General features: G+C 65.6%; 11 protein-coding genes. 5 read left to right on the top strand and 6 right to left on the bottom strand.

Translation table 11 applies throughout. The features are described from left to right. Positions 1-3: 3 nt before the first annotated feature. Positions 4-1,116 (bottom strand): S-(hydroxymethyl)glutathione dehydrogenase/class III alcohol dehydrogenase, encoded by a 1,113-nt coding sequence (locus tag TS85_RS13355; protein ID WP_044336264.1) that lies wholly within the window; start codon positions 1,114-1,116, stop codon positions 4-6. Between the two features lie 121 nt (positions 1,117-1,237). Between TS85_RS13355 and TS85_RS13350 the strand changes: the two genes are divergently transcribed. After that, positions 1,238-2,656 (top strand): MFS transporter, encoded by a 1,419-nt coding sequence (locus tag TS85_RS13350; RefSeq protein ID WP_077228608.1) that lies wholly within the window; start codon positions 1,238-1,240, stop codon positions 2,654-2,656. Here the strand turns inward: TS85_RS13350 and TS85_RS13345 are convergent. Together TS85_RS13345 and TS85_RS13340 are read right to left on the bottom strand one after the other, a co-directional pair. Continuing rightward, complete coding sequence (locus TS85_RS13345; protein WP_044332799.1) at positions 2,645-3,910, bottom strand: MFS transporter; 1,266 nt, start codon at positions 3,908-3,910, stop codon at positions 2,645-2,647. The genes TS85_RS13350 and TS85_RS13345 overlap by 12 nt on opposite strands. Next, complete coding sequence (locus TS85_RS13340) at positions 3,907-5,322, bottom strand: aldehyde dehydrogenase family protein (protein ID WP_227698482.1); 1,416 nt, start codon at positions 5,320-5,322, stop codon at positions 3,907-3,909. Before TS85_RS13340 ends, TS85_RS13345 begins: the two co-directional genes overlap by 4 nt. An 85-nt stretch (positions 5,323-5,407) precedes the next feature. Between TS85_RS13340 and TS85_RS13335 the strand changes: the two genes are divergently transcribed. After that, a complete protein-coding gene (locus TS85_RS13335; protein ID WP_044332795.1) occupies positions 5,408-7,003 on the top strand; it encodes a GMC family oxidoreductase in 1,596 nt (531 codons plus the stop codon). Here the strand turns inward: TS85_RS13335 and TS85_RS13330 are convergent. Continuing rightward, positions 7,000-7,635, bottom strand: coding sequence for a GntR family transcriptional regulator (locus tag TS85_RS13330; RefSeq protein ID WP_052507922.1), 636 nt, complete (start codon positions 7,633-7,635; stop codon positions 7,000-7,002). The two genes, TS85_RS13335 and TS85_RS13330, sit on opposite strands and share 4 nt — an antisense overlap. Before the next feature lie 273 nt (positions 7,636-7,908). On the opposite strand from TS85_RS13330, the gene TS85_RS13325 reads away from it, so the two are divergent. From TS85_RS13325 to TS85_RS13315, 3 genes are read left to right on the top strand one after another with little or no spacing between them, the layout of a single operon-like run. Then, entirely contained in the window at positions 7,909-8,928 is a 1,020-nt protein-coding gene (locus TS85_RS13325) for an amidohydrolase family protein (protein ID WP_044332793.1), read from the top strand. Next, positions 8,925-9,593 carry an RraA family protein gene (locus TS85_RS13320; protein ID WP_044332792.1) on the top strand — a complete coding sequence of 223 codons (669 nt, stop codon included), beginning with the start codon at positions 8,925-8,927 and terminating at the stop codon, positions 9,591-9,593. Before TS85_RS13325 ends, TS85_RS13320 begins: the two co-directional genes overlap by 4 nt. After that, positions 9,593-10,249 (top strand): RraA family protein, encoded by a 657-nt coding sequence (locus tag TS85_RS13315; RefSeq protein ID WP_044332791.1) that lies wholly within the window; start codon positions 9,593-9,595, stop codon positions 10,247-10,249. Before TS85_RS13320 ends, TS85_RS13315 begins: the two co-directional genes overlap by 1 nt. Before the next feature lie 15 nt (positions 10,250-10,264). Here the strand turns inward: TS85_RS13315 and TS85_RS13310 are convergent, their stop codons facing one another. Continuing rightward, on the bottom strand, positions 10,265-11,107 hold the full coding sequence (locus tag TS85_RS13310; RefSeq protein WP_227698799.1) for an amidohydrolase family protein: 843 nt from the start codon (positions 11,105-11,107) through the stop codon (positions 10,265-10,267). 67 nt (positions 11,108-11,174) lie between these two features. Further along, positions 11,175-12,344: a WD40/YVTN/BNR-like repeat-containing protein gene (locus tag TS85_RS13305; RefSeq protein WP_044332790.1), complete on the bottom strand. Its 1,170-nt coding sequence runs from the start codon at positions 12,342-12,344 to the stop codon at positions 11,175-11,177. Positions 12,345-12,375 lie beyond the last annotated feature (31 nt).

Below are 12,375 nucleotides of genomic sequence, written 5' to 3'. Positions count from 1 at the left end.
CGCTCAATACACCACGACGCTGCGGATGCTCTCGCCCGCATGCATCAGGTCGAAGCCCTTGTTGATCTCCTCCAGCGTGAGGACATGGGTGATCATCGGATCGATCTCGATCTTGCCGTTCATGTACCAGTCGACGATCTTCGGCACATCGGTGCGGCCCTTGGCGCCGCCGAACGCGGTGCCGCGCCAGTTGCGCCCGGTGACGAGCTGGAACGGGCGGGTGCTGATTTCCTTGCCCGCTTCGGCGACGCCGATCACGATGCTGGTGCCCCAGCCGCGATGGCAGGCCTCCAGCGCGGTACGCATCACTTCGGTATTGCCGGTGCAGTCGAAGGTGAAGTCGGCGCCGCCATCGGTGAGCGCCAGGATTTCGGCGATCGTCTGCTCGCGCGACTTGCCGCGGCCGTCGACGAAATCGGTCATCCCGAAGCGGCGGCCCCATTCCTCGCGGTCAGGGTTGATGTCGACGCCGATGATCCGGTTCGCGCCCGCCAGCCGCGCACCCTGGAGCACGTTGAGGCCGATGCCGCCCAGCCCGAACACGACGATATTGTCGCCGACCTGGACCTTCGCGGTGTTGACCACTGCGCCCACCCCGGTGGTGACGCCGCAGCCGATATAGCAGCTCGTCTTGAACGGCGCGTCCTCGCGGATCTTCGCGACGGCGATCTCGGGGAGCACGGTGAAGTTCGAGAAAGTCGAGCAGCCCATATAATGGAAGATCGGCTGCCCCTTGTAGCTGAAACGCGTGGTGCCGTCGGGCATCAGCCCCTTGCCCTGCGTCGCGCGGATCGCGGTGCACAGGTTGGTCTTGCCGCTGAGGCACGACTTACACTGGCGGCATTCGGGGGTGTAGAGCGGGATGACATGGTCGCCCGGCGCCACGCTGGTCACCCCCGCGCCGACTTCGCGCACGATGCCCGCGCCTTCATGCCCCAGCACCGAGGGGAACAGCCCCTCGCTGTCGAGCCCGTCGAGCGTATAGGCGTCGGTGTGGCAGATGCCGGTCGCCATGATCTCGACCAGCACTTCACCGGCGTTGGGCCCTTCGAGGTCCAGCTCGACGATCTCCAGCGGCTTCTTCGCTTCGAAAGCCACTGCGGCGCGTGTCTTCACATCCTTCTCCCAACTCTCGCGATCATCGACGACGTCTTCGAGAAGAAGCAGCTTCTCGACACCCGAAAATTGGTATACCGAAGAATATACAATGTCGATAGGGATATCACGATAGCCGCCTATGGATTTCCGCGACGATCCTGCGCGCGCGCCTGAGACGGTGGCGCCATCGGCCCTGGCCGCATCGCGCGCGATCCCGCTGACGGTCGGCGCCTGCTTCTTCATGGAGGGCCTCGACGCGACCATCATCGCGACGTCGCTGCCCCAAATCGCCGAAGCGCTCCATGTCACGCCGCACGAGACCAGCGTCGCGCTCACTGCCTATCTGATCAGCGTCTCGATCTGGCTCGCGGCGAGCGGCTGGCTGGCCGATCGCTTCGAGGCCAAACGCGTGTTCATCGCGTCGATCCTGATGTTCATCCTCGGCTCGCTCGTGTGCGGAGTCAGCGCCGACCTTACGCAATTGATCGTCGGGCGGTTCCTGCAGGGGATGGGCGGGGCGATGATGGCTCCGGTCGGCAGGCTGATCCTGGCGCGCAGCTTCCCGCGCAACCAGCTCGTCCGCGCGATGAGCTATATGATCATCCCAGGGCTGCTCGGGCCGATGCTGGGGCCGGTGATCGGTGGCATGATCACGACCTATTTTGACTGGCGCTGGATATTTTTCATCAATCTGCCGCTGGGCGTGCTGGGCGTGGCGATGGCGATCCGCTTTCTCAAGCGCTTTGCGCCCGGCGCGCCGATCCGGTTCGACGGCTGGGGGTTCGTCCTCGTCGCGGTGGCGCTCGTCGCGATCCTCGCCAGCCTCGAAGTCGTCGCCGCCGAAAGCGCGTTCGGCCGCACCGCCATGCTGGGCCTCGGCATCGGCGTCGCCGCCTGCCTGGCCTATGGCTGGCACGCGCGCCGCGCCGATCCGATCCTCGATCTGCGGCTGCTGCGCCATCGTGCTTTCGCGGTGGCGGTTCTGGGGGGAGCGCTATCGCGGGTCGTGCTGGGCGCAACGCTGTTTCTCTTCCCGCTTTATTTTCAGCTCGCTCTGGGCGCATCCGCGGTCGCTACAGGCTATCTGATGGCGACGCTTGCCGTTGGGCAGATCGCTCTGCGCCTGGGCATCGATCCCTTGCTCAGGCATCTCGGCATACGGCGATTGCTCGTCGCCAACAGCGTGGCGATGGGAGCGTTGCTGGTCGGCCTGCTCGCGTTCGAGGGCGATGCGTCGCTCTGGCTGCTGGGCGCGTTCCTGTTCCTGTTCGGCATGCTCCACGCCATCCAGCTTTCGACGCTCGGCGCGCTGACCTTTTCCGGCCTTGCAGAGGACAAGCTCGGCGGCGCCAATTCGATCGCGGCGGTGGTCCAGCGCCTTGCGATGGCGATCGGGATCAGCGTCGCCGCGATCCTGCTGGGCTATGCCAGCGCGACAACCGGCCTGACCGGTGCCAGTTTTCCGCTGCCGATCCTCGCGCTTTCGGCGGTCCTGCTGCTCTCTGCGGCCAGCTTCCTCGCGCTGCGGCGGGGCGATGGCGACGATCTAATGCGCTAGCTCTCTGGACTGGCGAACCGACAGCGCCGCAAGCAAGCCGGCCCCGACTGCCAGCGCGGCGGGCGCGATCAGCATCGAAGTGCGGATGGCGTGGCTTCCCGAAGCCACGAAGACCCCGTCGTTGAGCGTTCCGACCGCGAGCGGCCCGATACTCTGCCCGACCAGATTGAAGATCAGCAGATACAGCGCCGCCCCCGTTGCACGAACGCGCGAGTCGAGCAGGGTGACGAGGAGCGCGAGCAGGCAGGGCGTGATCGCGCTCATCAGGATCGAATCGAGCGCCAGCCCGATGTGCCATCCGGTCGGCCCGTCGGCGAGCAGCAGCAGCAGTTGCGCCGGGATCAGCCCCAGGGTCAGCAGCATCGGCGACCACGCCAGCCAGCGCTGGTCGCGCCGCATCAGCAGCGTGACGATCAGCCCGGCGGCGAGCGTCGCGACGACGCCGAAGCCGCCGCGGTACATACCGAGCAACAGCCCGGTGCCCCGGGGATCCAGTCCATGGACGCGCTGCATGAAGCTCGGCAGCCAGGCGGTCATCGCGCCCAGGCTGATGCTGATCATCGTGCCGGCGGCGCACAACAGCCCGAAAGAAGGAGATCGCAGCATGCGGAATGCCACCGCGAACAGGCCGGCAGGGATCAATTCCGGCAGATCGGCGGCGGGCACCTCGCGCGGTGCTTCGCGGACCACCAGCAGCGCAGCCAGCGCCACCCCGATCCCGATCGCACCCATCATGAAATAGGCGCTGCGCCATTCGCCCTTCGCCGCGACGGCACCGATCAGCGGAAAGAAGACCATGATCGCGATCGGTCCGCCCGCAGCGAACACCGCCATCGCGATAACGCGATATCCGCCGCGGAACAGGTCGCCGATGATCGCGGAAGTGGGCGCCATGTTGCTGGCCTCGGCGACCCCCAGCGCGATCCGCGCGACCAACAGGTGCGCCAGCGTCTGCGCGAAGCCGGTGAGCATGGTCACGCCGCTCCACAACGCCAGCCCGGCGACGACGATGTTGCGGCGGTTGCTGCGATCGGCGAGCCAGGCGATCGGCAGCCCCGCGACCGAATAGACGATCATGAAGGCGGGACCGATCAGGAAGCCGAGCGCGGCGTCCGATATTGCGATGTCCTGCTTGATCTGCGGCAGCAGCAGGCCGAACATGTTGCGATCGACCGTGTTGAGCCCGACGATTGCCGAAAGGACGAGCAAGGAAACGATCGCGCGCGCGTCGGGCTTGGCGTTCGTGTCGCTCATCCGACGATCGCCTTGGTCTCGAGGAATTCCTCGAATCCCCAGACTCCGTACTGCTTGCCATTGCCCGAGCGTTTGAACCCGCCAAAGGGCGCGGCGGCGCTCCACGGCGGATAGTTGATGTTGACATATCCCGCCCGCAGCGCCCCGGCGATGCGCCGCGCCGCCGCCGGATCGGCGGATTCGATATAGGCGGACAGGCCGTATTCGGTCGCGTTGGCGATGCGGATCGCCTCGTCCATGTCGCGATAGGTAAGGATGCACAGCACGGGGCCGAAAATCTCGTCGCGCGCGATGCCGGCGTCGGGCGAGACCGGGCCGAAGATGGTCGGTGCGATGTAATAGCCCGTCGCGAGATGGCTGGGCCGTCCCGGGCCGCCGGCGAGCAATGGCTGTCCGTCGGCTATCGCCTTTTCGAGGATCGCATTGACGCGGCGGAATTGCGCTTCGTTGGCGAGAGGGCCGAAGGCGATGCCGGGCTGGTCGGGCGGGCCGACCGCGAGCTTCTGCGCCGCCGCGACCGCGAGCGCGGCGACGTGCTCGAAGCGATCTTCGGGCACGATCATTCGCGTCGGCGCGGCACAGGCCTGGCCCGCGGCCATCATGCAGATCAGCACGCCCTTGGGCACGGCCTCGGCGAAATCGGCGTCGGGCAGCAGGATGTTGGGCGATTTGCCGCCAAGTTCCTGATGGACGCGCTTGATCGTCGGCGCCGCAGCCGCGGCCATCGCGCCGCCGCCGGCGACCGATCCGGTGAAGGAAACCATATCGACATCGGGATGCTCGGCCAGCCGCCGCCCGCAATCATGCCCGCGCCCGTTGAGGATATTCAGCAACCCGGGGGGAATGTCGGCGCGCGCCATCGCCTCGGCGAGCAGCATCGCGCACAAGGGCGCCTGTTCGCTGGGCTTGATGACCACGGCGCAGCCCGCGGCGATTGCGGGCACGGCCTTGCACAGCATCTGGCTGACCGGCGCGTTCCAGCTTGTGATCGCGGCCACGACTCCGATCGGCTCGCGGACAAGCTCGACGCCGTCGCCGATCGCCTGGCTGAAGGCATATCCGGGCAGCACCTCGAGCATCCCGTCGAAATGCGACAGTGTCATGCGTGTCTGGCCCTGCGCGACCATCGTCGTGATGCCGATCTCGCGCACCAGATGGCGCTCCAACTCGGGTGCGAGTTGCTCGAAGGCGGCGCGCATGCGGCGGATCAGCGCGATCCTTTCCTCCCGGCTGCTGCCTTGCCACTTTGCGAAGGCGGTGCGGGCAGCCGCCACTGCGCGATCCGCGTCGGCTTCATTGGCCATCACGGCATGGCCGAGGACCGTGAGGTCGGCGGGGTTGTACACCGCGATGCGCTCCGTGCCGAGGGGTTCGACCCATCGGCCGGCGATATGGAATCGATCCGCGTTCACTGCGCTCTCCTCGCGCCAAGCTTGCATGAGCCAAGATTGTAATACAATGATGTAATACAATCGCGGCAGTGAGGCGCAGGAACGCGTGGACAGGGCGGATTTCATCATCGTCGGCGCAGGGTCGGCCGGCTGCGTGCTAGCCAATCGGCTGTCCGAGGACCCTGCAAATTCGGTGCTGCTGATCGAAGCAGGAGGTCAGGATCGCCACCCGTTCCTGCGAATGCCGTTCGCCTTCATGAAGCTCCAGTATGTCGAGCGGCTGTCGTGGAATTACTGGAGCGAGCCCGAGCATGAGCTGGGCGGTCGCAAGCTGTGGCTCCCCCGCGGCAAATGCCTGGGCGGTACGTCGTCGATCAACGGCATGGTCTATTCGCGCGGTCACCCGCTCGACTATGACGAATGGGAATCGCTGGGCGCAACCGGCTGGGGCTGGAGCGATGTGCTTCCCTATTTCCGGCGGTCCGAGGGGAATTGGCGCGGCGCGAGCGAATGGCACGGCGGCGATGGGCCGCTGACCGTCACCCCGGTCGACGCCGCCGGACCCCTGTTCGACGCGACGATGGAGACCGCGCGCAACTTGGGCCATGTCGTCAGCAACGATCAGCATGGCGTGCATGCGGGCGAGGGGTTCTCGCCGCCCGAGGTGACGGTGGCCAACGGCAGGCGCGCCAGTGCCGCAACGCAATATCTTCGCCCCGCCACCAACCGCCCCAACCTGCAGGTGCGCACCAATGCGACCGTGACGCGCATCGTTCTGGAGGGCCGGCGCGCGGTGGGCGTCGAGATCGTCAAGCGCGGGCGAAGCCGGATCATCCGGGCGGAGCGCGAAGTGATCCTGTCGGCGGGCGCGTACAACTCCCCCAAGCTGCTGATGCTCAGCGGGGTTGGCCCTGCCGAAGCGCTGGCCGGGCTGGGACTGGACGTCGTTGCCGATCTGCCGGTCGGCCGTAATCTGCAAGAGCATCCGCTGACGGGCGTCGGCTACGAACTGGTCCGGCCGATCGGCTTCGAAGCCAATCTGCGCTTCGACCGGCTCGCCGGGAACGTGACGCGCTACATGCTGGGAATGGCGGCACGCGCGACGCAACTGCCCGTCACTGCATTTGGCTTCATGCGTACCGAAGCGAAACTGGCCCGCCCGGATATCAAGGCGAACCTCTATCCGACCCGGCTGGATGCGCGGGTCTGGTTTCCCGGCATTCGCAAGGGCGCCGGCCATGCGATGACGGCGTTCTGCGTCCTGCTTCGCCCGCGCAGCCGCGGTTCGGTGCGCCTGCGATCGGCTGATCCGGCGGCGCCGCCCGAGATCCGCATCGGCATGTATGACGACCCGCGCGACCTGGCGACGATGCGCGCCGCGATCTGCCAGATGCGCGCCTTCTTCCGCACCGAGCCGCTCGGCAGTCTGGTCGGCAAGGAACTGATGCCCGGCGGCGTGGAGGACGAGGCCGAAATCGACGCCTATATCCGCAGCACCAGCATCCTGGCGCACCACGCCTCCAGCACCTGCGCGATCGGCGCCGTCGTCGATCCGGACCTGCGCGTTTACGGACTCGAGGCGCTGCGCGTGGTGGACGCATCGGTGATGCCCCGTGTCGTGGGGGGCAACACCAACGCGCCGGTGATGATGATTGCGGAAAAGGCGTCCGACCTCATCCTCGGCCGGACGCCGCCGAGCTAGAGCCCGCGGGCCTCGAGCGTTTCCAACAGCAGCCGCTCGAATGCCTCGCGGCGAAGCCGGCGGACGGCGAGCAGCTTCTCGGTATCCTGTTCGCGCAGGACCGTCAGGAACTCATGCTTGCTCAGGACCTTGCGCTCCTGGCTGTCGCCGCGCGGGAGCGGCAGCAGTGCGCGATAGCGGTCGGTCAGCGCCCATAGTCGCATCGCTTCGCGCACGATCGTCTTCTTGGGCGAAAGGTCGAAGATCATCTTGTGGAATTCGCCGTGCCGGTCCCACCAGCTCGATCGGTCGCCGCGGTTGAGCAAATCCTCCAGCTCCTGCGCCCGGCGGGCGAGCTCTTCCAACTGCTCTTCATTCGGCCATTCCACCGTGCGCAGCAGTTCATCCTCGACCAGATGGCGAAGGGTGAACAATTGCTCGGCCTCGTCTCCGGACAGCCGCGTTACGAAAAAGCCACGGTTTGGATCATGTTCGATGATCCCTTCGGAGCAGAGTAGCTTCAATGCCTCGCGCACCGGGACCCGGCTGGCACTGAATTGTTCTGCCAACTCCTTCTGGCCGAGGCGCATTCCGGGAGCAAGCGTGCCGCGCGCCACCAGTGATCGCAACTCGTTTGCGATCTTGGCCGGCACACCAATGCCGTTCTTGGCAGTCTCTAACATTATTCTACCCTTGGTCCCCATTCGGTTGCCGCGCGCCACGACCGACGCACGCTGCGGCTTCGCGTCGCTAACTTATGCCGCCGCGATTATATAGCCACAAAATCTTCAAAACTTTCGGCAACTGGCCGAGGAACGGCGAAGCTACGGTGCCTGGCGATGCTCGGCTTGACCCGCAACGGTGGATGATTATACAAAATTGTATTACGATCGTGGCAGCCAGCCTGCGAGGAGAGGTCGACGAGCATGATTATAGATTGTCACGGACATGTGAGCGCGCCGGCGGAATTGTGGGTCTACAAGTCGCTGTTGCTCTCGCATCGGGGCGAGCACGGACGCCGTTTCCCCGAGCTTAGCGACGCCGAAATCCTAGCCTATACCAACAAGAAGGAGATGGCGCCGTGCGGCCATCTCGATATGCTCGACCGGGTCGGGACCAAGTACCAGCTGCTCAGCCCCCGGCCGTTCCAGATGATGCACTCGGAAAAGCCGGGCAATCTGGTTCATTGGTTCACCGAAGAGACCAACAACATCATCGCGCGGCAAGCCCAGCTATTGCCGGACCGCTTTGCGCCGATCGCGGGCCTGCCGCAGGTCGCGGGCGATCCGATCGCCGACGTGCTGCCTGAGCTGGAGCGTTGCGTGCGCATGGGTTTCAAGGGCTGCCTGCTCAATCCCGATCCCTATGAGAATTCGGGGACCGAGCCGCCGCCGATGGGCGATCGTTATTGGTATCCGCTATACGAGAAACTGTGCGAACTGGACGTGCCGGCGCACATCCATTCGGCGGGGTCGCGTTCGCGGCGCGCGCCTTACACCCTCAATTTCCTGCTTGAAGAGACGATCGCAGTCTACGGCTTGCTGGAATCGGACGTGTTCAAGCATTTTCCCAGCCTCAAGATCGTGGTCAGTCATGGCGGCGGTGCGATCCCCTATCATATCGGCCGGTTCCGCTCGTCGGCGGCTCGGCGGGGATTCGAGTTCCTCGATTCGATGCGCAATCTCTATTTCGACACCGTGCTTTATTCGGAGGAAGCGCTGCGGCTGCTGATCAAGACCGTCGGCGCCGATCGCTGCCTGTTCGGCGCCGAATGTCCGGGCGTCGGCTCGGCGATGAATCCGGATACCGGCCATACCTTCGATCACATCGCGCCCTTCATCCAGGGCTTTGACTGGCTGAGCGATGCCGACAAGACCGCGATCTTCGAAGGCAATGCCAGGAAGGTGTTCAATCTCGGCACGCTGCCGGGGCAGGGGCCGCTATGAGCAGCGATCCCTTCGTCGCCCGGCTCGAACGTCTCGATGCCTGCGCAGTCTCGGATGCGCTCGACAAGCTCGGGCTGCCGGGCTGCGTCACCGGCCTACGCTCGGCAATGCCGGGGCGGCGCATCGCCGGGCGGGTGCATACCGTCAAACTGAAGGCGGGAAGCCCGCCGGCAGGCCGCCCGCCGGTTCATCTCGGCGCTGCGGCGATCGATGCCTGCGCGCCGGGCGAGGTGATCGTCGTCGAGCAATCGACCGGGATCGATGCCGGTTGCTGGGGTGGGATCCTCTCGCGCGGGGCCAAGCAGAAGGGCGTCGCCGGGGTCATCGCCGAAGGCCCGGTGCGCGACATCGACGAGGCCTGCGAGATCAACTTCCCGGTCTTCTCGCGCGGCTACACGGCGCGAACCGCCCGTGCCCGCGTGTACGAAGATGCCACCGACGTGCCGATCGGTGTCGGCGCCTTCACGGTGCATCCGGGCTTTTATGTGGTCTGCGATTCGAGCGCGGCGGTGTTCGTGGCACCCGCCGATATCGAACGCGTGCTGGCAGCGGCCGAGGAGATCGCCCGGCGCGAAGCGGAGATGGTCCGCAGGCTCGAGTCCGACGAACTGGCCAGCGCCGTGCTGGGCGCCAATTACGAATATATGCTGAAACGCGAGGACTGATGACGGACGACCGCAACGTATCGCGCGCGGGCGCGCTGGACACCGCCACGCTGAGCGACGCGCTCGACCGGCTGGGCATCGTCGGCCAATGCTATGCGATCGCCGGGCGCGACCCCGATTTCCGCATGGCGGGCAGGGCGTTTACGATGCTGTGCGGCCCGGCGTCGACGCCGCCGGGGACGGTGGGCGACTATATCGATGATGTGCCGCCCGGGCATGTCGTCGTGATCGACAATGGCGGGCGCACCGACGCGACGATCTGGGGCGATATCCTGACAGAGATCGCGCATCGCCGCGGCCTGGCGGGGACCGTGATCGATGGGATCAGCCGCGACGTGCATCTGTGCCGCAGCCTGGGCTATCCGGTGTTCAGCGTCGGCCATTGGATGCGCACGGGCAAGGATCGCGTACAGGTCGAGCAGACTGGCTGCGCGGTGAATATCGGCGGCGCGCGAGTGGCCCCCGGAGATATCCTGCGCGGCGATCCGGACGGAGTGATCGTGATCCCGCAGGCGCATGAGGAAGCGGTGCTCGGCGCCGCCGAGGAAATCCATGCTGCGGAGGAATCGATCCGCGAAGCCTGCCGGACCGGAATGCGGCTCGACGAAGCGCGCAGGCACTTCAGATACCACCAGCTTCAGACGCGGCGAAACTGAGAAACCCGGCTGGGCTCAGGCCCAGCGGGCGCCGTAGATGCGACGGGCGGTGCCGCTCAGAATCGCCTCCTGGTCCGCGCTGGCCAGTTCGCGCACCGCCTTGCGGGCCAGCTCGGTCATATGGGCATAGCTGCCCGGGGACTGGGCGATATCGGATCCCCACATCATCCGCTCGGCCCCAAACAGGTCCATCACCCGGCGCAGGACCGGGCCTGCGTCGATGCCGGCCTCCGCCAGCTTGCCGAGCGGGATCGTCGTGAACTTGACGTTGACGCCCGCGAAGTCAGCGAGCCGCTCCAGCGCCGCATCGACGCCATGATGCGGCGGTCCGGCGTCGCTCTGCATTGCGCCGAAATGATCGATCACCACCTTCAGGCCCGGGATGTCGGCGAGGATCGACCGTAGCCGGGCCAGCCCTTCCAACCGATTCCAGGGAAAGAAATGGACGCAGACCGGCACGTCGCGTTCGGCGGCCTCCCGCCAGGCACCGCCCGGTTCGGTCGAGCCGAGCCAGCCCGCGTCCTCGCCTCGGACGAGCTCCATCAGCCGGATGCCGGCGGCGCCGCGGTCCTTCACCCAATAGCGAACCATCTCTGCGCCATCCGATCGCGATCCATCGATCGAGCAGACCGCGGCCAGCCGCTTCGGATATCGAGCCGCGCTGTCACAGACGTAGGCGCTGTCGAACCCATAGACCGAGCCGCGCTGCACAAGCACCGCTCGATCGACGCCGGTTGCGTCCATCTCGGACAGCAACTGCTCGACGGTCATGATGCAGCTCGCCGTGCAGTCTGCCCCGACCCGTGGATAGGCGACGTTATCGTCGCTGATCAGATGCGCGTGGGAATCGATCATCACGACGCCCAAATCCCAACCCGCCCGGGAATCAATCTCGGGCCGGAAGCGGCCCCCCCATTCCACCGGCTCACGCGAAGGCGTTCATCGCCTTGAGCTTCTCCTCATAGGCGATGCGTTCCTCCGGCGGCAGGAAGTGGCGAAAATGCGGCCCCTTCGACATTGCCGGCAGCTTGTCCCCCACCCGCGTCCAGCTTTGCGCGCCGTCCGTGCTCATGAAAAGCTCGCCGCACGAGGAGCCGGTATAGAGTTCGACGCCGCCCTCGGCGGAGACGTGCATCGCGGCCACTTCAAGGTTGCCGGCGATGGGATCGGGCATGCCGTTCATCACCGGCTCCCAATTCCTGCCGTGATCCAGGCTGTGCATGAACTTGGGATAGGCGGTCCCCGCCGCGCCCCAATTGGGATTTGGGTTCATGCCCGCGCCGACCATGAACAATTCCTCCTTGTCGGGATGGACGAAGAAGGGGTCGGGATAGGCGCATGGGTGCGAGGTGTCGGTCAGCCGCTCCCAATTGTCGCCCCCATCGGTCGAATGATAGACGCCGATCCCCGTGGTGAGGAATATCTCGTCGGGATTGTCGCGGTAGAAGGTGACACGGTGCTGGTCGCGGCGGAACTTGTCGTCCTCGCGCTCCATCGAGCAGATGGAGGTCCAATTCTCACCGCCGTCATCGCTGCGCAGCAGATCGCCCTGCTCGACGCAGATGTAGATCCGGTCGGGCCGCGCCGGGTGCGCGGCGATATGCTTGATGTGCGGCGCGGAGCGAGGGAAGAACCAATGTTCGGTACCCTCCACGGCGATGCATTTGGGATAGGCCGTCCAGCTCTTGCCGAGATCGAAGCTGCGATAGAACATCACCGGCTCGGTGCCGAGGTTGAGGATTGTCTGGTCGCCGACATGCTGGACGAGCAGCGAATAGGCATGGCCGGATTGCAGGCCCTTGTTGCGCGCTTCCCAAGTCTCGCCACGATCGGCGCTGACCAGCAGCCCACCTTCGAAATGCAGGCAAGCAAATAGGAGTCCGGTTGGGTCGTCGTAGACCAGGGAGCTCACATGTTGCCCTTCGAGCAGCATTTTTTCCTGCCGTACCCATTCGCCTGTCGGCGCCGCGCGGCGGAAGTCGAGCAGGCCGTCTGCGGTCGCGATCAGCATGCGTAGCGCCGCCTTTTCGCTCGATGAGTCCGATTTGCCGTTGGCTGAAACGCAGATGATCGTCTCCGCAGCGTCATAGGCCATGATACAATCCCGTCACAATGATATACCGTTT

The sequence above is a fragment of the Sphingomonas hengshuiensis genome (genome assembly GCF_000935025.1).
GTDB lineage: Bacteria > Pseudomonadota > Alphaproteobacteria > Sphingomonadales > Sphingomonadaceae > Sphingomonas > Sphingomonas hengshuiensis.
Note: the sequence above shows the minus strand (reverse complement) of the source record. Positions and strands in the feature narration are given on the sequence as shown.

Excerpts from the sequence above, each read along its gene's own strand:
- TS85_RS13350 (WP_077228608.1), top strand. The coding sequence starts at position 1,238 with ATGGATTTCCGCGACGATCCTGCGCGCGCGCCTGAGACGGTGGCGCCA.
- TS85_RS13345 (WP_044332799.1), bottom strand. The coding sequence starts at position 3,910 with ATGAGCGACACGAACGCCAAGCCCGACGCGCGCGCGATCGTTTCCTTG.
- TS85_RS13325 (WP_044332793.1), top strand. The coding sequence starts at position 7,909 with ATGATTATAGATTGTCACGGACATGTGAGCGCGCCGGCGGAATTGTGG.
- TS85_RS13320 (WP_044332792.1), top strand. The coding sequence starts at position 8,925 with ATGAGCAGCGATCCCTTCGTCGCCCGGCTCGAACGTCTCGATGCCTGC.
- TS85_RS13315 (WP_044332791.1), top strand. The coding sequence starts at position 9,593 with ATGACGGACGACCGCAACGTATCGCGCGCGGGCGCGCTGGACACCGCC.
- TS85_RS13305 (WP_044332790.1), bottom strand. The coding sequence starts at position 12,344 with ATGGCCTATGACGCTGCGGAGACGATCATCTGCGTTTCAGCCAACGGC.